Annotated in this window: 17 protein-coding genes and 1 pseudogene; 6 read left to right on the forward strand and 12 right to left on the reverse strand. The window is 68.4% G+C overall.

The window, feature by feature from the left end; all coding sequences use genetic code 11:
- Positions 1–75 precede the first annotated feature (75 nt).
- The 3 genes and pseudogenes from ACFP2T_RS35080 to ACFP2T_RS35090 all read right to left on the reverse strand — a co-directional run.
- A complete protein-coding gene (locus tag ACFP2T_RS35080; protein WP_377429499.1) occupies positions 76–1,275 on the reverse strand; it encodes a glycerophosphodiester phosphodiesterase in 1,200 nt (399 codons plus the stop codon).
- A 301-nt stretch (positions 1,276–1,576) separates the two neighbouring features.
- Positions 1,577–2,851, reverse strand: coding sequence for a glycosyltransferase (locus ACFP2T_RS35085; RefSeq protein ID WP_377429501.1), 1,275 nt, complete (start codon positions 2,849–2,851; stop codon positions 1,577–1,579).
- A 688-nt stretch (positions 2,852–3,539) separates the two neighbouring features.
- Positions 3,540–3,817, reverse strand: a pseudogene (locus tag ACFP2T_RS35090) (DDE-type integrase/transposase/recombinase); the annotation flags it as partial.
- A gap of 26 nt (positions 3,818–3,843) precedes the next feature.
- Here ACFP2T_RS35090 and ACFP2T_RS35095 point away from each other — a divergent pair.
- The gene (locus ACFP2T_RS35095; RefSeq protein WP_377429503.1) at positions 3,844–4,989 is read left to right on the forward strand and encodes a hypothetical protein; all 1,146 of its coding nucleotides are present in this window, start codon (positions 3,844–3,846) and stop codon (positions 4,987–4,989) included.
- Entirely contained in the window at positions 4,982–5,905 is a 924-nt protein-coding gene (locus ACFP2T_RS35100) for a hypothetical protein (protein ID WP_377429505.1), read from the forward strand. The genes ACFP2T_RS35095 and ACFP2T_RS35100 overlap by 8 nt, the downstream gene beginning before the upstream one ends.
- Positions 5,906–6,286: 381 nt before the next feature.
- On the opposite strand, the gene ACFP2T_RS35105 is transcribed toward ACFP2T_RS35100, so the two are convergent.
- The 7 genes from ACFP2T_RS35105 to ACFP2T_RS35135 form a co-directional block, all read right to left on the reverse strand.
- The gene (locus ACFP2T_RS35105) at positions 6,287–7,243 is read right to left on the reverse strand and encodes a hypothetical protein (RefSeq protein ID WP_377429507.1); all 957 of its coding nucleotides are present in this window, start codon (positions 7,241–7,243) and stop codon (positions 6,287–6,289) included.
- A gap of 97 nt (positions 7,244–7,340) precedes the next feature.
- Positions 7,341–8,504, reverse strand: coding sequence for an FG-GAP repeat domain-containing protein (locus ACFP2T_RS35110; RefSeq protein WP_377429509.1), 1,164 nt, complete (start codon positions 8,502–8,504; stop codon positions 7,341–7,343).
- 195 nt (positions 8,505–8,699) lie between these two features.
- On the reverse strand, positions 8,700–9,143 hold the full coding sequence (locus tag ACFP2T_RS35115) for a hypothetical protein (protein ID WP_377429511.1): 444 nt from the start codon (positions 9,141–9,143) through the stop codon (positions 8,700–8,702).
- Between the two features lie 421 nt (positions 9,144–9,564).
- Positions 9,565–10,638, reverse strand: coding sequence for a serine/threonine-protein kinase (locus ACFP2T_RS35120; RefSeq protein ID WP_377429513.1), 1,074 nt, complete (start codon positions 10,636–10,638; stop codon positions 9,565–9,567).
- A 597-nt stretch (positions 10,639–11,235) separates the two neighbouring features.
- Positions 11,236–11,757, reverse strand: coding sequence for a monooxygenase family protein (locus tag ACFP2T_RS35125; protein ID WP_377429515.1), 522 nt, complete (start codon positions 11,755–11,757; stop codon positions 11,236–11,238).
- A 282-nt stretch (positions 11,758–12,039) separates the two neighbouring features.
- Positions 12,040–13,284 (reverse strand): MFS transporter, encoded by a 1,245-nt coding sequence (locus ACFP2T_RS35130; protein WP_377429517.1) that lies wholly within the window; start codon positions 13,282–13,284, stop codon positions 12,040–12,042.
- A gap of 101 nt (positions 13,285–13,385) precedes the next feature.
- On the reverse strand, positions 13,386–14,165 hold the full coding sequence (locus ACFP2T_RS35135; RefSeq protein WP_377429519.1) for an alpha/beta fold hydrolase: 780 nt from the start codon (positions 14,163–14,165) through the stop codon (positions 13,386–13,388).
- Between the two features lie 123 nt (positions 14,166–14,288).
- Here ACFP2T_RS35135 and ACFP2T_RS35140 point away from each other — a divergent pair, with 123 nt between their 5' ends.
- On the forward strand, positions 14,289–14,504 hold the full coding sequence (locus ACFP2T_RS35140) for a 2TM domain-containing protein (RefSeq protein WP_377429521.1): 216 nt from the start codon (positions 14,289–14,291) through the stop codon (positions 14,502–14,504).
- A gap of 550 nt (positions 14,505–15,054) precedes the next feature.
- Here the strand turns inward: ACFP2T_RS35140 and ACFP2T_RS35145 are convergent.
- Positions 15,055–15,777 (reverse strand): alpha/beta fold hydrolase, encoded by a 723-nt coding sequence (locus tag ACFP2T_RS35145; protein WP_377429522.1) that lies wholly within the window; start codon positions 15,775–15,777, stop codon positions 15,055–15,057.
- 537 nt (positions 15,778–16,314) lie between these two features.
- Here ACFP2T_RS35145 and ACFP2T_RS35150 point away from each other — a divergent pair.
- The 3 genes from ACFP2T_RS35150 (at position 16,315) to ACFP2T_RS35160 (ending at position 21,768) form a co-directional block, all read left to right on the forward strand.
- Positions 16,315–19,647 carry an AAA family ATPase gene (locus ACFP2T_RS35150; RefSeq protein WP_377429523.1) on the forward strand — a complete coding sequence of 1,111 codons (3,333 nt, stop codon included), beginning with the start codon at positions 16,315–16,317 and terminating at the stop codon, positions 19,645–19,647.
- A gap of 152 nt (positions 19,648–19,799) precedes the next feature.
- Positions 19,800–20,441: a hypothetical protein gene (locus ACFP2T_RS35155; protein ID WP_377429525.1), complete on the forward strand. Its 642-nt coding sequence runs from the start codon at positions 19,800–19,802 to the stop codon at positions 20,439–20,441.
- A gap of 631 nt (positions 20,442–21,072) precedes the next feature.
- On the forward strand, positions 21,073–21,768 hold the full coding sequence (locus ACFP2T_RS35160; RefSeq protein ID WP_377429603.1) for a hypothetical protein: 696 nt from the start codon (positions 21,073–21,075) through the stop codon (positions 21,766–21,768).
- Between the two features lie 336 nt (positions 21,769–22,104).
- Here the strand turns inward: ACFP2T_RS35160 and ACFP2T_RS35165 are convergent, their stop codons facing one another.
- A complete protein-coding gene (locus ACFP2T_RS35165) occupies positions 22,105–23,007 on the reverse strand; it encodes a helix-turn-helix domain-containing protein (protein WP_377429526.1) in 903 nt (300 codons plus the stop codon).
- Positions 23,008–23,023 lie beyond the last annotated feature (16 nt).

Genomic DNA, 23,023 nt, shown 5'->3' on the forward strand with positions numbered 1-23,023 from the left:
GCTCGCCCGTCGGACGGACCCGGGCCGGGGTCCTGGCAACGGCAGCGCGCCGTCGGACCCCGGCCCCGGCCCGGCTCAGTGCAGCCGTCCGGCAGACCCGTGTACGGCGTCGTCCCCGGCGAACGACACCGACGCGCCCCGCCAGTTCCGGCCCGGCGCGGTCACGCAGCCGGCGTTGCCGGTGACCAGGTCGAGCGACTTCGAGCCCCGGCCCTTCGCCAGGTGCACCGACTTGCCCGGAAACCCGAGTCCGTTGTCGGCGTTGACCAGGCACACCCGATCACCCGTCCGGTCCCGGCGTACGACGATTCGGGAGTCCACCGCCTCCCCTGCCGCCCCCACGATGAGCGCGGGCTGATTGGTCTGCACGCCGTCGGCGCCAATCGACCGGGCGAGCTGGAACTGGGCGACCTCCTGGTCGGGCCCGGCGTCGTACGCGTGCGGCATGACCACGGCGCACGCGTCGTGCGCCGCCGCCACCGACTCGGGCGAGTACTCATCCAACCGCGAGCCGTAGACCTTGAACACCTGCCCGATCTCGTAGATCAGGAAGCCCGGCTCCCAGAGGTCTCGGTTGTAGATGAGTCGCGCACCCGGCTCGGCCACCAGGATCCGCGGATCCGCCGAGTTGAAGATGGACTCCTCGACGAGGCCGTACCGCCCGACCAGCTCGGCGAGCTGGCCCTCCTCGGTCACCGACCCCTTGATGTCCAGTTCGAGTCCACCGCCGACCCGCCGGGCCAGGTCGAGGATCTCGTCCAGCGAGGCGACCTGGGAGCCGTCGTACTCGCCGCCGCGCCAGGGGTCGTAGTCGGCGGCGTTGAGCGCCCGTACCTCGGCGAAGGTCAGGTCGGCGATGTTGCCGGTGCCGTTGGTGGTCCGGTCCACCGTGGAGTCGTGCAGCGCCACGAACCGACCGTCCCGGGTCTGCTGCACGTCGACCTCAACCAGGTCGACGCCGTACGCGAAGGCGTACTCGTACGACTTCAGGGTGTTCTCGGGGGCCAGGGTCAGAGCGCCCCGGTGCGCGGAGATGATCACGTCGTCGGCGCCCTCGTCCGGCTCACCGGCGTCGAGCCAGCGGCCCGGCTCCGGGACCTGGTCGCAGACCGGCTGCCGGACCAGCGGCTTCAACGCGGCTAGCGCCTGCCGGTACTGCTCGATCCGGGGGTCCTCGTCGGCGTACGCGCTGGTGCCGCCGACGAGCAGCCCGGCGGCTACCACGGCCGCCGCGACCAGCGAGCAGGCCCCTCGACGTGCGGTATGAAAAAACATGCCCGATCCTCTCGACGATCTTGACTGGGTCCCGAGTATTCGGCGCTTGCCGCACACCCGGGTGAATCGCGCATGTCGAGCGAACGGCACGTCTCTGACCTCTGCCAGGGGCGCAAGCCGGGATCTCTCCACGGACCGGAAGCTGACTCTCCGCTGGGCCAAAGACAACCGGCACCGGGCGCCGGATGCATCCCACCGAACGGGCCGCCCTCGATCGGTCCGTGAACGCCGCCGACCTCGAGGCGAGGACGGATCCGAGTCAAGATCTACTTAGGGCCGAGCAGGATCTTTCCCTAGGTGGTCAGGAGAAGACTTCCTCTCCGGTCTGCGGCTGGCCGATCACCAGACGGTAGTCCGCGACCAGTCGTGAGATGTGGTAGCGCCGCGCCACCTCGGCTGCCGCCTGGGAGCCGAGCCGGCGGCTAAGGTCACGGTCGACGAGCAGGCGGCGTACGGCGGCGGCCACGCCCGCGTAATCGGTCGGGTCGACGAGCAACCCGGTTTCCCCGTCGACCACCTGCAGGGCCAGGCCGCCGACTGCCGACGCCACCACCGGACGGTACTTGTGCATGGCTTCGGTGACGGTCAGGCCGAAGCCCTCCTCAAGGCTTTTCTGCAGCACCACGTCGGCCCGCCGTTGCAGAGCGTTGATCAGCAGGGCGTTCCGCTGGGGGTCCCGCATCGACAGGGTCACCAGATGCACCCGCCGCCGTTCGGTCTCGGGCAGATCGCGGTACGCGGCGCGGACCTCCGCCAGGATGACGGCTCCCTCCGGGTCGTCTGTCACCTCATGCGGATCCGGCCCTGCCAGTATCAGGTGGGCGTCCTGCGGCAGGCCGGGCAGACAGCGCAGTACGCCCCTCATGTCCTTCAGCGGGTCCCACCGCGACACCTGCAACACCATCGGCGCGTTCCGGGGCATCGGCCCGACCTGGTCGACCGTGGCGGACGAGTCGTCTCCCCCCGCCATCCCGACCAGCCCGATTCCGGTAAGCAGCGCGTCGACCTCGGCGGTGGTCAGCGGCCGGTTCTTCGGCGAGTCGGGGTCGATCGCCGGGGTGACGACGTGCCGTCGCCGAGAGAACCCGGGCGGACCGAACTCGGCTCGCGTGGCCAGCACGACGTCCACGTCGTCGAATTCGGGGGCGAGAAACCGCCACACGTGGTCCGGCTTGGTGGCTGACCCGTCGGTCGTGCCGATGTGGCAGTGCCACAAGACTCGGATCCCGCGCGCGGCCAGCGCGGGGGCCAGCCCCAGCGTCTGTGGGTCGTGCAGGGCGACGGTGTCACCCTGCCGTAGCTGCCCGGCCAGCCAGTGCCCCTGTGGGCGCAGCACCGACCGGTACAGCGTCCCCGCCTCGGTGCCGTGCAGCGGTGCGGGGTCCCCCTTACCGTGCAGCAGGTGGTGCAGGGTCTTGGTCAGGGCGAAGAACTCGGGGTTGCCAGAGACCACGGCCCACCCGACTGCGGTGCCGTCGTCGCGCTGTGCCGGGATGAGCCGGTGGAGCAGCTCGGCGACCCCGCCGCCGGTTGAGGTGGTGTTCACGTGGACCAGCAGCGGACGGTCGGAACTCACGGGCTGCCGCACCCAGCGCGGATTCGATTCGGCGGTCACCGCGTACGCCCCTTGCTCATAGCGACTCTTCCTTTCGTCGTCGAATCGGGCACCGCCTGCGGGCGGGACCCAGACATGCGTCACCGAAGAGGCCGGGCGGATGGTGTGGCGAACTGCCAGCCGGATCCGATCGGCCAGGTTCGGTAAGACGGCGAGTGCCATGAGACACGCGGCGTCAACCTGGGAAAACGGGGAGTCTTTGAGCTGGCCGTTGACGCGTACACGGTTGCTCAGGGGCGGGTAGTCCGCGCATCGCTGAACTACCCATATCGAAATCAAATAGAAGAGTCTCGATATGCGTCACCATGCTACGTCGCCCGATGGCGCACCGCAACGGGCTGTTGAGGCAATCACCACTGTGTGCGCCGACTCTGCGCCGCTGGTGGCCCGACGGAAAGCTGTGCGTCACTCTGGACAACTGCAACGCTGATCGCACGCGGCGCTGTTCACTGGAGATCGACCAGCCAGTCGTCGTTGTCCGTGAGGTAGACCAGGCCTACGGCTTCCTGGGCGATTCGGGTTCCGTCGACGAGGCCGGCACCGCATATCCTTACAACCGGCGACACCCCACGCCGGCCGTCGGCCGGAACCAGTCGCCTGTTGCCGCAGATCGGGCATCTTCCCGTTCGTGTGAGACTCTCAGTGTCCGCAGTGCCCGTTGGAAGAAGAGGTGGGCTGCGGCGGCGTCCCGGCGGGCGGAGACGAGGACGGCGATGACCTGCCCACGCTGGTCGACGGCACGGTAGACGTACCGCCTACGCCGTTGACCTTCACATAGGTCTCGTCGACAAACCACCGGGTCGCCGGTGCGTGACGGGTGAACCTGGCGGCGTCGGTCAGCAGCGGGGTAGACCGCTGCACCCACCGGAAGATGGTGACGTGGTCGACCTCGATCCCGCGTTCAACCAGTAATCGGGTGCCCTGTCGGGGCCGCGAATGACTAGGCTTTGGGCGTGCCGGAGGCAGGTCCGAATGCGACGGAGCTGGTCGATCCCGACGAGGGCGACGACACCTTCGTGGATCCGGAGGCTTACCTCCGCGACGGCGACGCGATGCTGCCTGCCACGCTCTCCGGGATCAGTGGCGCCTGGATCGGTGGCCTGGTCGCCGCGAGCACCGGATGCGCGCTGGCGGTGGTCGGGCTGACCCTGCCCTGGGCCGGGCTCAGCTCGAGCAGTCCGGGCCGGCCCACGTTCGTCTACGTGAGCGACTTCGGCCCCGTGCTGGGGCCGGCCGCCGCGGCGGTGCTGGTGATGTCGGCGATGTTCGCCGGGGTCGCCTTCGCCTCACGGAGCCGGCTCGGCGCGATACTGCGCTCGGTCACCGTGCTGATCCTGGTGCTCGGGGCCGTCGCGACGGTGGCCATCACCGTGTACCTGGTGCGCGGACAGACCCTCGACATCGTCGACCAGGTCGCGGGCTCGACGGTGGAGATCACGGTGCAGAGCGTCACGCCGTTGGCCGGTGCGATCCTGTACGTCTTCGGGGCGATGCTCCTGGCCCTCGGCACCATGGCCTCCGTACGGCTGCCCGAATCGCTGGTGCAGGACTCGCGGACGACGGAGTTCGCCAAAGCGGTCGCCGTGCTGCGGACGACCCTGCGCTGGGTGATGACCCTGCTCGCCCTCGGGCTGGCGGTGGCCTCGATCGCGCTGCCGTGGTATCGACAGCTCCCCGCCACGGGCCGGTCGGAGGGCATGGTCGTCGTGGTGACGGTGCGTGACATCCACCTGTGGCAGGGGACGTACCGGATCGGGCTGATCGCCGGCATCCTGCTGTACGTGGCCACGCTGGTGGCAGCCCAGGGCGGCGCGTACCGGGCCGCGACCTTGCTGCGGGCCATCGGGATGATGGTGTCGACCGCCGTGGTGGCGATCCTGCTGGTCGGTCTCGGCGCACTGCGGCGCGGCGACCCGGTGGGCGACCGGGTGGTGAACTGGGTGAACCCCGCGCTACACGCCGCCGCCGGTTATTTTGTCGCGATCGCGGCGATGATCGCGCTGTTCTGTAGCATCGCCCTGCTCAGTTCCACGACGACCCGGGAATCGGCGGCTACCACTGGCGACGAGCCGCCGTCGACGGACGAGGGCGATGAGTAAGCGGCGCCCGGCGCGGACCCGATCGCCGAACAGCCCGGGAACCCCCCGACCGCGCGCCAAGCCGGCGAAGGCCACACCCACACCAGCCGCCCCGCCGGCACGCGACTCGTCCACCTCGACGTCCACGACCCTTACGGCGGTCCTGCGCGCGGCGTGGCGCGGGCTGTCCCGCGGAACCCGGGTACTCGTCGCACTGCTGACCACCACCGCGATCGCCGCCGCCGTACCGGGCGCGATCCCGTACGTCGCGGACCGCGCCCTCGACCTCGTCAACAATCCGGCGCTGCGGGTCGACGTGAAGACCTACGGGCCTACTGCGGGCCTCTACGTGGCGTCCGAAACGGTCCACACCGAGCCCGACTTGGTCGTTACCGGGCTGGTCGAACCGGAGTGGGTGTCGGTCGGCGACTCGCAGCAGATCCTGACCCTGGAGGGTCGGCGCTCCGGCAGCGTCGCGATCACCGGCCTGGCCGCCGAGGTGATCGAGCGTCGCGCGCCGCTGACCGGCACGTTCGTCGGCGGCGGGGCGGAGGGCCAGATCGACAACACCCTCCTGGAACTGAGGCTCGACGATCCGCAGGGCGTGCCGCTGGGCACGGACGGCGCGCCGTACTTCGCCGCCCATCACCTGGCACTGGCCAGGGGCGAACTACACGTGATCCGGGTGACGTCGTGGACAGACAAGTGCTACTGCACCTGGCGGCTGCGGATGACCTACCACTACCGCGGCGCCGACCACACGCTGCTGGTGCCCGCCCCGGATCGGCCACCGTTCCAGATGACCGCCGCCGCCCGTCCCGCCGACTACCAGGTGCAGTACGACCTGCAAGGGAGCAACTGGACGCGGACGGACTGCCGCGCGGACAGGGCCCGGTGCGCGAAAGCCTATCTACCCAGCAACAAGCCGGCCCGGTGAACTGACCGCGGCCGGCGTCGGCTCCGCCGGCCGGTGGCCGCGGGCTCCCCCGGGCGGGTCGACGCCGCGACGACCGACTCCACTCCGGCGGCCAGTGGCGGTAGCCAGCCCAAGGTCATCGGATCTGCCGCACCCACGGTCACCGGTGCTCCCTCCCGCCGGGGAGGAATCCCCCCAGCCGGGGGTGGGTCCGGTACGCCGCGACGACCGTCGCGAAGTCACTCAACCGCGTGGCTGGCCCGCGCAGGCGATCGCTGCTGGCTCTCCGTCCGCCGCGGAGAAGGCTGCCTTCGCCGTGCAGGCCCGGCTCGGTCGACCGGGCGGCCCGCCCGTCCCGGCCACCGACACGTAGCGTCACTTCGTGGATCCGGTACCCGCTCGTCAGGGTTGGTTGGCGATGATGTCGGCTACCCGTTTCATTTGAGCGTCGCGTGCTGACTGGACTTTACGTAGCTCGGGCAGGTGCCGTGCGATCTGAGCATTTTGGTAATTTGCCTCGAACCCATGCCAGATGTCGATCAGGTTGGTTTGCTGTTTGCAGGCCACATCTGTCTCGGCTGCCGCAGTCTCCCGTGGTGTGACCGGTATCGAGTCGATGTCGAAGCCAATGCCAGCGTCGCGGGGACTTGCATAGTCGTAGCCCTTCGCCTTCATGCACGCCACCCACTTGGCGAACCCGGCGACAACCTCGGGGTCGACAAGGGATCGCTCGTAGGACTCCGCGGCGATCCGAGATACCAGGTCTGCTTCGCCCAGGCCGCCGTCCCCGGCGATCTCCCTGGTGGCGAAGCCTACGCAGCCGCCCGTGGGGACGGGACGGTGGTTGTACCGAAGTTGTTCCCGGCCGTCCTTCGTCGCTCCGGTCAGGACGGCGAACTCGTCCGGGTTCGCCGCGCCGGGATCCCTCGTGCTCCGAGTACGCCGGTTGTCGGTGCCGGCGACGGATTTCAGGTGGTAGCCGTATCTCGATGCAATCGCCAGATCGACGACACCGTACCTGCGCTGGTTGCCGTGAACGCCGAGGTCGAGGGCTAGTTCTTCGACCGGCCGGGAGTCCTGCGCCGGGCCGGAGGCGTGGCTGACCTGGAATCCGAACCGCCGCATGCACGAGCTGATCAGAACTTCTCGGGCATGCTCCGTCTGGCTGATCTGCTCGTTGGTGAACTCATACGCGTCGATCGGCAGGACGACTTCGTCAACACTCGCCTTGTTCGCAGCGTCCGCTTCCCGGTCCACGTTCTCCGTTGGACCCGAAGCGCAACTGGTGATGAGCAGGAGGAGGAGGAGGGCGGCTGGGATCAGGCCGGGAAGCCTGCCGCTCGGTGATTCGACGCTCATGGATTCGCCTCAAAATCTGACAGGGTGTTTGAGAAGGCTCGCCCATAGCAAGCCGCCTTCTCAAACACCTCTCAGCCGTTGCCAATACGATCCTGCATCAGTTGACGAACGCCATGCCGTTCCAGCCGTTACCGATGAAATACCGCGCACCGAGAGCAGCGCCGTTCCCCGGATAGACGTACATGCTCCCGGACCCGTCGACGGCCAGTACGTCGTCTCTCCCATCGCCGTTCAAGTCACCGACGTTGACGAACGCCACGCCGTTCCAGCCGTTACCGATGAAATACCGCGCACCGAGAGCAGTGCCGTTCCCCGGATAGACGTACATGCTCCCGGACCCGTCGACGGCCAGTACGTCGTCTCTCCCGTCGCCGTTCAAGTCGCCGACGTTGATGGAGCTCATGCTGTGCCAGCCGTTGCCGACGTAGTAGGGGGTGCCGAGGGCGACGCCGTTGCCGGGGTAGACGTACATGCTCCCGGACCCGTCGACGGCCAGTACGTCGTCTCTCCCATCGCCGTTCAAGTCACCGACGTTGATGGAGCTCATGCTGTGCCAGCCGTTGCCGACGTAGTAGGGGGTGCCGAGAGCGACGCCGTTGCCGGGGTAGACGTACATGCTCCCGGACCCGTCGACGGCCAGCACGTCATCCTTGCCGTCGCCGTTAAAGTCGCCCAGTCTGCCTGTGTTGTCCCGGTGGTCTGCGTGATCTGGATACCACGCAGGGGGTTTGGGGCTGGTAGTGAACCACGTGGTCTGCCGCCGCGCGCCTTGCCAGGAGAACGCGAAGTGGACGTGGTTGGTGTGGCAATTCCCCGCCGTGGGGTTTCCAGAACAGCCGTAGGGCTCCCAAACCTTGTCAGGATCATAGCTCCAGAGCTCGATACTCTGCCTGTTCCAAATGATGTTGCCAATGCCGAGTCTCCGTGCCATTGCGTGCGGGGTGCCGGCAGCATCTGTCGCCAGTAGCCAGTCCAGCACCTGTCGTACCTTGGCCGCCTCTGCTGGATCCGGTGCGTCCATCATCCAGTCCCAGGCACGACCCTCGCCGTGTTCGAAGCCGCTGCACGCATGGATACCACCGCTCGTCCCGCCGATGCGGCTCAGGATCATGTCCCGGAACTCTTTGACGCCAGGCTGTTCAACGAAGGACTGGCAGACTGGCTGGGTCCATACGGGGTATGGATCGACGGCGGGGTCAGCGTGCGCGGGCGCGGCGGGCGGCAGGATTGCCACGGAGAGTGTGACGCCGAAAATGGTCACTAAAACTCGTATCCACAGAGTCTGCGGTCGCAGTGTCATCACTTATGGCTCCCTTCTGCCGTAAGGGGTTGAGAGCAAGCCGAATCGGTCCGGCCCGGAGCAGGCCCCCGGCTCAGGTGACCGATAAATCAATGATGGACAATCAGCCGGGACGACCGATCGGTTCGAGGTGCCGCGACCTGAGGAAGTTGGTGGTCAAGACATCCTGACCGACGCTCCGTCGTTCCAGGTGTAGTACAAGCCGCCGGTCTGCCACCTGTAGAGGTAGTCGTAGTTGCCGGAGTAGTTTTCGTTGTAGAAGCTCGTACACAAACTAGCCATGCAGCTCATTGTCGCGGCATTGTTCTTCACGTACTCGTTGGCCCCCGTCGTCCCCCCATCCCAGGCCGAGAAACGCTTACCGTCGAGGTTTGGGATGCTGACGTCGGTAACGAACATCGCCGTATCCCAGGTCCCCCAGTACAGACACAGCACGGGGTCGGTGTTCCCGAGGGAGAAGTCGTAGCAACGTTCCTCCGCGCCGCGTCCGTCGGCAATGTGCCGGCCGGCGGCATTCGCCGGCCCGGACACCGCCAAGGCGGCGACGACGCCGAGCGCCGCAGCGAATACAGCTCCAGAAATCCTTCTCGCGGTTGTCATCTGCAACCCACACCCTCTTCGTAGTTGGAAGCCGATTCAATGTGATGGACCGAGCGGTGGGTTCTCCCGTGGCGCTCCACCTGAGGGACTGTGGTCGGCGCCCCCCGGCCAGCAGATTCTGTGTATCCGATTCTGGATTGTTTGGCCCCTGAACCTGGCCGTCGATCAATCAACGCTGAACAACGCAGTCGGTTCGACCGGACGAGGATATGCGGCAGCGAACTGAGAAGCCGATCGATATCGGCGGAGGACCGACCAAAGAGTTCGGCGCGACTGCGTGTGACGCCCGACGGCACAGGTCTGGCCTGCGCCCCAGCACCCTATGGATCGACGTATTCAAGTCATTGCTCGAACGTGCCGTGTGCCCTCAAGGAATGCCCAGCTCGTAGGAGATGGCCGAGTCTCGGCACCCCCACAGGCGTCAGGCGCGGTGCCGACCCGGGCGCACGGCCTGCGAACCGGACCGTGCCGGAGCCGGCACGGGCCACCCGGGATCCGGCGCATCCCCGGCCGGACCGCGCCGACCGTTGTATGTCGGCGGCGAGAACGGTTCAGCGGCCCCCGCCTGGGTCACCTCGTCCAGCGCCGGATCATTGGCGGTCACCGGCTGTCGGGACGCCGGGGCGGGCGGACGGGAGGGTGACGGCAGGACGCCGACCGGGACGTACACCTGCGCCTCCACCGCCTCGGCCAGCAGCAGCGCCATGGCGACACTCGTCGGCCGGTCGGCCGGATCGACGCTCAGGCACCGCAGGCACAGCTCGGCCACGTCCGCGGGCAGGCCGGCGACCGGCGGAAGCGGATCCGCTGGCCGGTAGACGTGGGACAACGGCCGATCCTGCTCCGTGCGTACCGGCCACGGCAACCGCCCGACCAGGCTGAGATATAACACCACGCCGACGGCGTACACGTCGGTGGCCGGGCTGGCGCCGACCCCGCTGAGCCGCTCCGGGGCGACGAACGCCGGCGTGCCCACCACCTCGCCCCCGACGACCGAGTCACGCTCGCCGATCAGTGCCGCGATGCCGAAGTCAAGGACCTTCACCCCGGTCGGGGTAAGCACGATGTTGGCCGGCTTGACGTCCCGGTGCACGATGCCGCCCAGGTGCGCCGCGGCCAGCGCGGCACCCGCCTCCGCGCAGACCCGCACGGCGATCCGCCAGTCCAGCGACCCCGACCGCAGATGCACGGCCAGCGTCTCACCCTCCACGAGTTCCATCACGATGTACGGCGCCGCCCGGCCATCCGGCAGGGGTGCCAGGCCGAAGTCGTGCACGCTGGCGATGTTGGGATGAGCCAGCCGGGCCGCCGAGCGGGCCTCCGTCCGGGCCTGGTCCACGATCGCCCGACCGGCCGCCGGATCGGCGTACGGCAGGGTGATGAGCTTCACCGCGACCGGCCGATCGAGCACCTCGTCATGGGCGTGCCAGACCTCCGACATGCCCCCTGCCCCGATCCGCTGATCGAGGCGGTACCGCCCGTCCAACACCGGCATCCCGCGCTCCCGACACCTCTCCCCCGCCGGTCCGGAGCGACGACGGTCGGGAACAGCGCTACCCCCGGTCCGCCCGATACAAACCGCGATCTTCGGCAAAACGGCCGGTCAACACCCCGACTCCGGCGTCCAACGGTCCAAACGGAGCTGCTCCCGGCAACCGGCAACCGCGTCCGGGTCCCGGTTACCGGCGACCGCGCCTGCGCGAGGGAGCCGCATGGCGGAACCGCATCACCTGTGGGTCGTCCGGCACAGGGAAGGCGTCGGCAGCGTCGCCGCGTCCCGGGCCGAGGCCGCCGGCCTTCCTCGGCGGGAGAACAATCTCCGGCGTCCGTCTCGTAGCTGCCGGCCAGGACCCGCACCCGGCAGGCACCATCTCCGCACGATCGCGGCACGGGATGCGGGCAGCGTTCGCCACGGCTGCTGGCCCCCGCGCACGGTGGAGCGCCCGCAGGTGCGGAGGACAGTCCGTTCCGGCGAGCAGGGACGTCGTAGCCCGTCCGGGAGATCGATGGTGAATCGTCGATGCCGGGCTTCCCGGCGGCCAGATTGCCATGCCCAGAGTCAACGTGCCCGCTCTGACCATGGAACACCTGATCAGCGGCCGGAGCCCTGGGTGTAAAGCTCATCCTCGCTGACGACCGGTGCGATGGTGTCCTCAGGACGCCCGACCCGCGCTGCCGAGCCGAACATGGGCCCACGCGCCGGATGTACGGGGGCGAAGGCGGCGAAACCCTGCTGTCGTGGGATATCGTCGTACACCGCCTCCATTCCGCCCCGGATCAAGTACGTCTCATGCCAGAACCCGGTGCCGCCGCTGTCGCGCAGGAAGTTACGCCACCAATGCCGGTGCGGTTCAGAGCGTGCCCATGACAGCAGTGATGGCAGGTCCCGCCAGTACTGGCGGATGCCGACATGCATGGGGAACAGTGACCACAGCAGCGGCTCGTGATGGAGCAGGCCCTCAGGTTTGTCGGTCGCGGACCGGCCGATCTGCGGGCCGTAGCCCATCAGCGTTCGCAGGCCGTAGAGCCGGTTGACGCGCATGCCCAGATACACGACCACGAGGTCCGGATACGGTGACAGGTCGACGGTCTGCCGATTGACGCGGGTAGGCATCACAGCTCTCCTTGGCTTGATGTGCGATGAGACCGAATCTAGGTAGCGGTACTGAATGGGTACTTGACGTCGACTGAACACGGCAACGCCGCGGCGGCACAGGTCTTGATGGCTGCAGTTGCTGCCAGGGCTTGTGCGCCGCCCCACGGGGCGCCAGCGTCACCGGCCCACCGCCACTCGACGATGTGCGACGAGTACGGTCCCTCCCGTCGGAGCAGACCCCGAGCTGGCGGAACGGCCCGTCGTCGAGGACCGGCCCGCGCGCCGCCGCGTCGTCGTCGTTCACGCGGCGGCCCGATCACGCCGCAGCGTGTAGGCCGGGGCGAGGGTTCCGGCATACAGGAGCAGACCGCCGGTGGTGAGGGCGAGGCCGGCCCAGACGGTGGACAGGGTTCCCCAGCCCGCGTCGAGGGTGAGCGCACCGCCGATCGCCCCGAGGGCGTTGGCGAGGTTGAGGGCGGCGAGGTTGAGGGCGCCCATGAGCGTCGGTGCGTCCGGCGCGAACCCGGTCAGCCGGACCTGAATGGTGGGGATCGCGGCCATCATGGTCGCGCCGACGCCGAACAGGCAGGGCAGCAGTACCACCAGGTTGCTGCCGGCGACGCCGATCAGGACAAGGAGCGCCAGAACGCCGCCATAGCCCCAGATCAGGCCGCGGTGCTCGTACCGGTCGGCCATGTGCCCGCCGACCTGGTTGCCGACCGCCATGCCGAGACCGAAGACGGCGAGCGCGATCGGGATGAGGGATGCGTCGCGTCGTGCGGCGTCGGTGACGAACGGGCCGATGAACGTGTACACGGCGAAGATGCTGGAGATGCCGAGTGCCGCGACGGTGACCATCAGCCAGACGTTGCCCCGGCGCAGCGCACCCAGTTCGTCGGTGAAGGGCCTGCCGTGCAGGTCTTCGGTGCGGGGCAGCCAGGCGACGAGGGCGGCGCCGGCGAGCAGGCCGACGGCGACCACCGTCCAGTACATGGCGCGCCAGCCGGCGTGCTGGCCGATGAAGGTGCCCAGCGGCGACCCGACGATGGTGGCGACGGTCAGCCCGCTCATCACGGTGGCGAACGCCTTGCCACCCCGGCCGGGGCCGTACACGTACGCGGCGACGACGGCCCCGGCGCCGAAGAACGCACCCTGCACGCTGCCGGCGAGGAACCGGAACACGACGAGCAGCGTGATGTCCGGGGCCAGCGCGGACAGCCCGTTCCCGGCCAGGAACAGCACGACCAGGCCGAGCAGCAGGGTACGCCGGTTGACCCGGGCGGCGAGCAGGGTGATCGCGGGCGAGCCGACGATCACCCCGAACGCGTACGCGGTGATCGCATACGTGGCGATCGGGATCGACACGTCCAGGTCGGCGGCGAACAGCTGGATAATGCCGTTGCTGCCGAACTCGCCGGTACCGATCGCGAAGGTGCCCAGCGCCAGCGCGAACAGCGCGAGCTTCGGGTTGCGGATCGGCGAGGTCGCGGTGGTGTGCCGCACCTCCTCGGCGGCGCACTGCCCTTCGTTGGCACGTTGATGCATGGTCAGTCCTCGTCAGCCGATGGGGTACGGACGCCGCGGGCCGCGGTTCGGACCCGGGCGGCACCGCCCGAACCTTGGGACCCTCCCCAGGCGTCGGAAATTCAGCGCGCGGCGCGTGTGATGAGGTCGGCCGTCGCTGCCGGCTGCGAGATCATCGCGACGTGCGAGGCGCCGGCCTCGCAGACCTGCGACCCGGCCCGCTGTGCCATGAACCGCTGCGCCGCGGCCGGGAGCACCTGATCGTTGCGGGCCACCAGGTACCAGGAGGGGATCGCCTTCCACGCCGGCGCGCCGGACGGCTCGCCGAGCGTGCGGGCGTCGGCGGGCCGCTGCCCGGCCCACATCAGGGCGGTGGTCGCCCTCGGCACGTCGGCGGCGAACACGTCGCGGAAGACGTCCTTCTTGATGTAGCCGTCGACGAGCCCTTCACCGTAGGGACGGAAGTCCAGCGCCGCTTCGTTCAGCCTGCTTCCCGGGTACTTCGTTTGCAGGCCCAGTAGCGTCTCACCCGCGTCGGGGACGAACGCGGCCACGTAGACCAGGGCCTTGACGTTCGCGTTGCCGGTCGCCGCGTTGGTGATGACGATCCCGCCGTACGAGTGCGCGGCGAGAACCACCGGCCCGCTGATGGTGGCAAGAATGCTCGCCAGATAGGCCGCGTCGGCCGACACGCCGCGCAGCGGATTCGCCGGTGCGATGACCGGGTACCCATCGCGGATGAGCCGGGTGGCCACGTCGTTCCACCCGGAGGCGTCGGCGAACGCGCCGTGCACCAGTACGACAGTGGGTTTGGACTTGTGAGCGTGTGCGGCGGGCGCGCCGAGGAATGCGCCTGTCGCCACGGCGGCGGTACCGGTCAGAAGGGTTCGTCGTGCCGTCATCGATATGACCTCTCGTCAGGTGTCGTCAGCGGTCGATCGGAGGGCAGCGTAGGCTCGGAGTACTTGACGCTCACTGAACGGACGATCCACTCGCCGTCAAGTACGGCGACCTAGCGTGCTGCCATGAACTCGACGAAAAGCGGAACCGCCGTCAGATGGGGTCTGCGGATCCACGTACTCGGTTATGTCGCCGCGAATGCGATCCAGGTTCTGGTGTGGTGGCTGTTCACCCCCGAGCAACACTTCTGGCCCGTGTGGTCGATCGTGGGGTGGGGCGTCGGGCTGGCCTTCCACATCTGGGCGGTCGCCTCCCCGTCCCGTGGCAGCCGGCGGTACTGACGCCGTGTCGTTTTTCCCTCGAGTTCGCGCGTGACCCGATGACGGTCGGCGCGCTCGCGCCGACGAGGTCAATCAGCGGTTCGCGCAGCGGCGGGCCACCCGCAACCCGGCGGTGGGCGTGGTGCATGCGGAGGCGACCGGCCTCGCCACGGTACTGGCGCAGCGCGGGCTCGGCCGCGCCGATATCGTGGTCAGCGGCCTTCCGTGGGCAGCGTTCGCCGAGTGCCTCCGGCGCGACGTGCCGTCCGCGGTGGTTGCCGCGCTACCGCCGCACGGCGTGTTCACCACGTTCGCGTACGTGCACACCCGTTGGGCGCCGCCGGCGTGGCGTCTGCTGCAATCGCTGGAAGTCGCGGTTCGACGAGGCGGTCGCCAGTCTGTCGGAGCTGCTGGTCTCGGTGGGCGACATGGACGGCGGACGGCAGGGTTCGAGCGGGCCCGCGAGGTGCGGGAGTCGTTCCAGGGCGGCGGCCCTGAATACGTGCGGGCCGGCCTGAAGCAGCTCGCCGAGGAGCTGTCCCAGACCGGCCCGCCGACGGTGTCGGCGCAGTCAGCGAACGGTTTCTCCGGCCGCCTGCTCGATGAACGCCACCGTGGTGTCCGGATGCGAGACGAACACGAGGTGCGAAGCGCCTTCCACCCGCTGCACGATGGAACCGGCCCGCTTGGCCATGAACTCCTGCGCCTGCGGCGGGATGATCAGGTCGGCGCCACTGATCAGGCTGTAGGCCGGGATCGTGTTCCACGCCTGCGGGCCGGACGCGGGCTCGCCGAACGCGGCGGCGGCGGCCGGGCGCTGCGCGATCGCGTACACCGCGGCGTCGCCGGCGGGCACGTCGGCCGCGAACCGGGGATGGTAGACCGCCGGGTCGATGTACAGATCGACCTGCCCGTCGGGCAACGGCACGGTCTTCAGGGACTCGTTCACCGTACTGCCCGGGAACCGGGCGACCAGTTCACCGACGGCCTCCCCGGTGTCCGGTACGAACGCCGCGACGTAAACCAGCGCCCGCACGTGCTCGCTCCCGGCGGCGGCGGTCGAGATGACGGCACCACCGTAGGAGTGGCCGACCAGAACGACGGGACCCTCGATGCTGTCCAGCAGCGCCTTCACTCCGGTCGCGTCGGAGGCGACGCCGCGCAGTGGGTTCGGTGCGGCGATCACCGGGTACCCGTCGGCCAGCAGCCTCCGGATGATCGCATCGAAGCCGCTGCTGTCGGCGAACGCACCGTGCACGAGCACGATCGTCGGTTTCGTCTGTCCAGCCACCATGGCGTCCCTCTTTTCTCCGGTCCTGACGGTGCTCGTCGAGATCGACGCTAGAAACCTGTTGTGAACAGGGACTGAACGCCTGGTCCACGGGAACGCCGGACCGTCAAGTGGCCGTCAAGTCGGCCAGCAGGTGCTCGGCGCGGCGGGCGAAGAGGTGGGCCCCCCGTTCGGCGGACAGCGCTCGCGCCCGTTCGCCGGCCTCCCTGACGGTGGCGACGGGTTCTCCGCATGCGTGCCGGTCAACAACCGCGATGTCGGGTCGATCACAACCGGGCCTAGGCGTTCCGGCTGGACGAGTGCTCCTGCCGTGGGGGGCGCTGCGCGCGCGTCACGCGCGCGGAGTGGACAAGCCCGGTCGCGGCCAGCCACGATCCGCCCATCCGCCATGACAATGATCATTGGAAGGTGCCCGCAGCGTCAGTTCGCGGCTGCGTTCGCCGAGCCTACGACTCCGGCATGCGCAGGCCAGCAGCGTTTGAACGGCCGAGGCCAGCGCGTAGCCTTTCCTCACCACCCACCCGGTCTGAGGAAAGCTCAATGGCGCACGCCTCCCCCTCCCGACGGAGCGTCGGAACCGAACCGACACTCGCGGTACCTGCTGTTGCCGGACCCGTGGCCCGTCCGGGAGGTGGCGCCGCTTCGCTGACCTTCCAGGTCCTCGGTCCCTTGCGGGTGTGGCGTGACGGCGTCGAGCTCGACACCGGATCGCGGCAGCAGACCTACCTGCTGGCCCTGTTGCTGATGCATGCGGGTCGACCGATCAGCGCTTCCGAGCTCATCAGCCTGGTCTGGGACGACAGCATGCCGACGTCGGCGTTGAACATCGTACACAAATACGTTGGGACATTGCGGCGGCTGCTCGAACCGAACCTGTCCGCCCGGGCGCCTGGCTCCTACCTCCACCGCCGCAGCAGCGGCTACCAGTTCGACGACAGCCAGGTGGCACTCGACCTGACTGAGTTTCGTCAGCTCCTCGGCCTTGCCCGTGCCGCACTGGAGGCCGACCGGCTCGAGGAGGGAGTCCATGCGTACGAGGAGGCTCTGTCGCGGTGGCGAGGGTCCGCGGGCGACGGGCTAGCCCTCAGCGTCACCGCCGGCCCCCTGTTCGCCTCGGTCAACCGAGAACTGCTGGACGCCTGCGTCGAGGCCGCTCGCGTCATCGTGCCTCGCGGTCACGCTGAACGCATCCTGCAACCCCTGCGCCTGGCCGCATGGATCGCGCCCTTCGACGAGACCATCCAGGCGACGCTCATGACCACCCTGGCGGCGTCGGGACGACGGGCGGAGGCCCTGTCCGTATTTGACACGGTACGAACTAGGCTGGTCGACGAGCTGGGCGTCGATCCCGGTTTAGCGCTTCGCGAGGCGCAGCGACAGGTTCTTCAACAGGACGAGGCCGTGTCCACACCACGGTTCGCCGGCCTTCTCCCACAAGTCGCGCCCAACTCCAAGTCCGGCGTGCGCTCCACGAACGAAGCGCGAGAACGTGCCGACAGCCGGCCTGATCACCTCGTGGGTCGGCAAGAGGAACTTGCCCTCCTCCGTCATGCCGTCGACTCGGCCATCTCCGCCCGAGGGCAGGTCGTACTCGTCGAGGGTTCACCAGGAGTGGGCAAGAGCCGGTTGCTTGGCGAAGTCACCGACGAGGCCGCCGCAGGCGGTGCCCTTGCCTTCTGGGGTCGATGCCAGGACGGTGAAGGCACCCCGTCGATGTGGCCGTGGGTCCAGATTGTCGAGGCCCTGATTGCGGCTCTGCCGGAGGACGACCGGGCGCGTTGGACCGCCGAACTTGCCGACCTGTTGCAGCGCCCCGCGCGGGGTGTCGAAGTCCGGACGCGGCCAGACGCCGGAGCGCAGTTCCGTTTGTACAGCAACGTCGTCGCACTGTTCGGCGCGGCCGCCGCACGCCAGCCCCTGGTGGTGGTCGTGGATGACCTTCACTGGGCAGACCAGGCCTCGCTTCAACTGTTCGCACACCTTGCCGAGTCGCTCCCGGCCCGGAGCGTGTTGATGGGCAGCTTGCGTGGCCATGCACCGACGCCCAGCCAACACGTGGGGCGCATGTTGGCGGCGGTCGCGCGACAAGAACGCCACCGGCGCATCGCTCTCGGTCCCCTCGACCCATCCGATGTCGCCGAGTTGGTGCGCCAAGAGACCGGACAGTCGCCAAGTCCCGGGGTCGCCCGAAGCATCCAGGCCCGCACCGAAGGCAACCCCTTGTTCGTGCGCGAGCTCGCGAGATTCTTGGCCGAAGAGGACCACCTGTCTGACCAGGCGGCGGCCCAAGCCGCCGTCCCGTCAACGGTGCGCGACATCGTCCGGGACCGGACGAGCAGGCTCGACGACGGGGAACGTCGCCTCATCGAAATCGCGGCCTTGATGGGCCGCGACATCGACGTCCGCCTCTTGGCGAGCGCGTCCGACCTCGACGCGTCGCAGTGCCTCACTCGCCTGGAGGCCCTCGAAGCACTCGGCCTGGTCGAAGCGACCTCTGGCTCCCTGGGTGACTGGCGGTTCGTGCACGATCTCGTCCGCGAGTCAGTAGCCCGCTCGACGACCCGATCAGACGCCGGCCAGTTCCACCTGGACATCGCGGCCGCGCTCGCACAGAGCCAGGAATTGGCCGAGCGTCATGGTGAGGCACTCGCCCACCACCTGTGCTCGGCCGGCCCGCTCGCCGAACCGAAGCAGACGGCGCAAGCACTCGTTGTCGCCGCACGCATTGCCGCAAGGCGATCTGCCTACGAGACTGCGGAGAAGCACCTCGACGCCGCGGCCCGAATCGCACGCAGCGCTGGACTCCTCGACCTCGAGCTGACCGCGCTCACCGAGCTGACTGCCGTCGCGGGTATCCACGCCGGCTTCGTCGGAGCGATCATGGATCATCTGGGCCGCGCCGAGGAGGTCGCGCGGTCTCTCGGCCACGAACGGGAGGCTACCGACTTCCTCTTCTCCCGGTTCCTGGCTCATGCCCAGGGCATCCGGCTCGAGGCTGCCGGGCGCCTCGCGCGCCGCCTGCTGGATCATGGTCAGCGCTCCTCGGACCCCGTCGTCCAGGCTTCCGGTCACCACGCGTGGGGAGTCCACCAGTGGAGCTCTGGCAACGTCGGTGAGGCCTACCGGAACCTGCGCCAGTCCGATGCGCTCATCCGTGCCCAGCGAGACGCCGAGCCGCTGCGACACCGCCTGCAGATGATGACCCCGGTCATGCTAGCGCTGAACACCGCGCTGCACGGCGACCTGATCGCCGCGCGCCGGCTTTTTGACGTGGTGGAGTCCGACGCCGGCGACGACCCCTATGCCATCAGCATTTGGGGTTCATTCGTTGTCACCGCAGCAGCCGCTGCGGGAGACTTCGCCTGGGCGCTGCGGGCCGCCGAGACGGCGATCAACGCTGATCCGGACTTCTCCTTCACGTTCTCCGGCAGCTACCCGCGGCTCGCGAGGCACTGGGCGAGGGCCATGTCCGGCGGTGATCCAGTCACGGCGGCGATGGAAGTGGAACGCATCATCGAGACGAAACTGGTCGACCCACCTCGATCGAACCTGGCCACCTGGTACGCACTTCTTGCCGAGATTCAGCTCTGCGCCGACGATCCCTCCGCCGCCACAACCGCATTGGACAAGGCCGAGACGTTCATCGACACGTACGGCGAACGGTATGCGGAGGGCCTGGTTCTCCTCATCCGCGCGAAGGCACTCCGAGCCGGCGGGGACGTCCAGTCCGCCGTGCGCGCCGCCCGTCGAGCGCTCATCCTTTCCCAGGAACGCGAGGCCCACCTTTTCGCGACGCGCGCCAACAGCTTGCTCGCCGAGCTTCCTGGCCATGTCATCGACGACGTTCTGGGCCTGCACACAAATCACGACTAGCGCCTATCTGCTGTATTTTGAGACGTGCACCGTGCCAAAACTGGTGCAACGGCGATGGCCCGGTGTTCCGGGGATCGGTTCAGGTCGACCTGCATGGGCACCGCAGACACCTCAACCCCGCTCCGCATCAAAGGGCCGTGATATCGTCGCCGATGCATGTAATCCAGATGACCTCGGAGCCGGCCATCGCGGGGGACCGGAACACCGTGGGCGGCTGGCCGATTCTGGAACCGGGCCAGTCTTGGCCGGGCTGTGCCTGCGGCGAGCGGATGGTGCTCTTCTTTCAGATTGACGTCCCGGACGACATCGCTGGCTTCGGAGGCGAGCATCTGCTGGTCTTCCAGTGTCCAGTGCACAACGAGGCCTGCTTCGGCCGAGCACAGCTCCCGGAACGGTACTGGGAGACGCCGCCGCCGTACGGCAACGAGATGGTGCACTGGCGGATCCTGCGGCATCGCGGCGGTATCGTCGCCGAGTCGGCAGACGAGTTCCTGCAACCGCCCCGGTTGGTGCTTCGCGACGCCGGTCCGGACGACAAGTGGGCGTTCCGGGTCGGCGGGAAGCCCACGTGGATCCAGGATGCTATGTACCACACCTGTGCCTGCGGCGTCGACTTGGAGTTTCTCGTCCAGATCCCGGAGAACTTCGGCTTCCCGAAACGGCCCGAGGTACCGGAGCAGGATGGTGCTTTCAGCACGGACGAGTACGGCCTACTCCTGGGCAACGAGATCTACCTGTTCGCTTGCCCGAATCGCTGCGACCCAGCGGCGGCGTGGCCGGTGAATCAGAACTGAGTCGCTGACATCCGCTGATACGGCGCAGTGGATTTTTCGGGGCCCCGGACGCCTCCGGCGCCCCGATGTTCGGTACGCCGGCGCTTCCGGCGCGACCCTGTGCAGCTCGTAAACTCAAGAGTGGCTCCGGTACCACCGCCGGAGTCATCACCGGCATCGACTGGATCACCGCGAACCCGGTCCGACCGGCGGTGGCCAACCTCAGCCCGGGCGGCGGGGCGAGTTCGGCGCTGAACGCCGCCGTCCGTCGTTCGATCAGCGCCGGCATCACGTACACCATCGCGGCGGGCAACTCGGGGGTCCGGCCATCGGTAGCTCGCCGGCCCGGGTCACCAACAAACGTTTGCAGATCCCGGGTAGATCGACTGTACGCGTCTGTCCGAATTAATCTAGAAAAAGGGCTCCCGAATCGCTCGTTTTGTGAACTCGTGGCCACCGGTGCCGTTGACAACGGTGCAAGCGGTTGCACTATTTTGGTCACCTGTGCTTCACATCGTCGATCAAAAAGGCTGAGCGTGTCCGTCACCGTCCGTGGCGACGCTAGTGGGTCTGGCGTGCACATCTCGGCGGTTACGCATACGTTCCCGGCGCCGCGCCTCATCAACCTCGATACCCGCGGCCACGTCGCGGCCTGCGCACAACGGTCTACGAGTGCGCCGAGCGCGTGACCACGACGGGTCTCACCTTCATGGACACGCCCGGATTCGCCCCCCTCTCGGTGACCGGCCTGGTCGCCGATGGCGCGACCGTCGTCTGCTTCACCACCAGCCGCAGCACTGTGCTGGGCACCAAACCCGTGTCGTCGATCAAGACCGCCACCAACACGGCCATGTTCGAGCGCTTGCGAGACGACATGGATCTTGAGATTGGCGGCATCGCGGAGGGGCGCACGACGATCGACGCGATCGGCGAACTGATCTTCGAGACGGTGCCGGCGGTGGCCTCCGGCCGGTCGACGGTCAGCGAGGATCGCGACCTGGGCCGCGACGAGTTCGTCCCGTGGCAGCCGCACCATGCCGGACACTCCGGCGCCGGCCCGTACGACACCGACGGCTGCCCGTTACCCGATCGCCGTCAGCGAATGTCGCCACGACCAGCCGACGCCTGCGCCCGACGCACCGATCGGCTTGTCCCCGCCAGCCGCACGCCGTGGGTTTTGCGGCTGCGCGGCCCGTTGAAGAATGCACTCCGTGGCGAACACCGACGCACGACGGCGCTGGCGAGAGCAGCAGCTTGCGGAGCAGCGTGGACGGCTCCATCCGGATGTCGTCCAGGGCGATCTCGAGGGATTCGTGTTGGTGCGTCCGGACGGATCCCTGACGGCTGAGGTCGTCCACGTGCAATGGATGGACAACCATCCAGCAGGTCCCGGCACTCACGTGACGGTCTCGTTCGCGGACGGGTCGAACGTGGAGTTCGCATTCGATGTCCCGGTCGTGAAGGTCCGAGCGGCCGACCTGCAGGTGGTGAGCCGAGACGACGTACGTCAGGCAGCGCCGTCCGGGTGGGGAGCCGACGCCGGGCGCTGGGACGAAGCCTGACCCGTCGCCTTCGGGGCCTCCGACTGCGAGCGCACGCCACGCGGAATGAGTGCGCACCTGACCATGGCGTTCGGTGGTGCGGAGGCTTTCTCGGCGCCAGATGGGTGGGCGGTGCCGGGGCGTTACCGTAGCCGCCCGGGAGTGCGAGCGGCTGCTCGCTGGCATGCATCGCGATCGGGCCAGGCGATGCCGTCAACCGACAGCCATGGTTGACCGATTGCCGTCGCCGGGGTCGATCCGGTGAACGCCACGACGTCGCGATGTAGGTGGGACTGGTCGGAGTAGCCGCTGTCGGCGGCGACTCGGGCTGCGTGTTCACCCGCGACCAGGCGGTGGATGGCGTGGTCGAAGCGGACCAGCTTCGCGACGCGTTTGGGCGCCGCGCCGATCTGCGAGTGAAACCGGTACCACATACGCTTACGACTCCAGCCGACCTCGGCCGCCAGCCTGTCGACCCGAGCTTGGCCACGACTGACGAGGATCCGCTTCCAGGCCCAGGCCACCTCCGGATCCACGGCTGATCCTGCGGTACGCGAGCCAGCCTGCCACTGGTCGGCGAGCAACGCGTCGACCAACGCGAACCGGTCCTCCCACGACGAGGCGTTGCACAGTTGCTCACGCACGTACGACGCCTGTCGGCCCCAGACGTCGTCCAGGGTCACTACGGCACCGCTCAGGTCGCTCGGCGACACGCCTAGAATCGCGCGAGCGATGACCGGGGACAGGCGTACCTGCACGGCCTCGAAATTCTCGCCGCGCACCCAGAGCGCGTCGGATCCGGATCCGAGCCCGGCGACGAGACTCCCCCTTTGTTGCCGCCCTGCGGCATCGTCCACGATGAGCGGGCCGGAGCCGAACTCCAGGGCCAGCGTCACCGCCGGGTGTGGGATCACCCGCTGGCCGACCGCGGTCACGCCGCGATCACGAAATCCGGCCATACTGACACCGGCCACCCGGCTGGGCCGCGCGGGGCGGGTGACCTCCCAGAGGGTCGCATCGCCACGTCCGCGAACGGTGGAACGCATCATCGGATGCTACCCG

Source organism: Plantactinospora solaniradicis, from assembly GCF_042658085.1.
GTDB lineage: Bacteria > Actinomycetota > Actinomycetes > Mycobacteriales > Micromonosporaceae > Plantactinospora > Plantactinospora solaniradicis.

Coding starts and splice junctions, on each gene's coding strand:
- ACFP2T_RS35135 (WP_377429519.1), bottom strand. CDS start 14,165: ATGACGGCACGACGAACCCTTCTGACCGGTACCGCCGCCGTGGCGACA.
- ACFP2T_RS35100 (WP_377429505.1), top strand. CDS start 4,982: ATGAGTAAGCGGCGCCCGGCGCGGACCCGATCGCCGAACAGCCCGGGA.
- ACFP2T_RS35165 (WP_377429526.1), bottom strand. CDS start 23,007: ATGCGTTCCACCGTTCGCGGACGTGGCGATGCGACCCTCTGGGAGGTC.
- ACFP2T_RS35150 (WP_377429523.1), top strand. CDS start 16,315: ATGGCGCACGCCTCCCCCTCCCGACGGAGCGTCGGAACCGAACCGACA.
- ACFP2T_RS35130 (WP_377429517.1), bottom strand. CDS start 13,284: ATGCATCAACGTGCCAACGAAGGGCAGTGCGCCGCCGAGGAGGTGCGG.
- ACFP2T_RS35105 (WP_377429507.1), bottom strand. CDS start 7,243: ATGAGCGTCGAATCACCGAGCGGCAGGCTTCCCGGCCTGATCCCAGCC.
- ACFP2T_RS35080 (WP_377429499.1), bottom strand. CDS start 1,275: ATGTTTTTTCATACCGCACGTCGAGGGGCCTGCTCGCTGGTCGCGGCG.
- ACFP2T_RS35155 (WP_377429525.1), top strand. CDS start 19,800: ATGCATGTAATCCAGATGACCTCGGAGCCGGCCATCGCGGGGGACCGG.
- ACFP2T_RS35115 (WP_377429511.1), bottom strand. CDS start 9,143: ATGACAACCGCGAGAAGGATTTCTGGAGCTGTATTCGCTGCGGCGCTC.
- ACFP2T_RS35120 (WP_377429513.1), bottom strand. CDS start 10,638: ATGCCGGTGTTGGACGGGCGGTACCGCCTCGATCAGCGGATCGGGGCA.
- ACFP2T_RS35125 (WP_377429515.1), bottom strand. CDS start 11,757: ATGCCTACCCGCGTCAATCGGCAGACCGTCGACCTGTCACCGTATCCG.
- ACFP2T_RS35145 (WP_377429522.1), bottom strand. CDS start 15,777: ATGGTGGCTGGACAGACGAAACCGACGATCGTGCTCGTGCACGGTGCG.
- ACFP2T_RS35140 (WP_377429521.1), top strand. CDS start 14,289: ATGAACTCGACGAAAAGCGGAACCGCCGTCAGATGGGGTCTGCGGATC.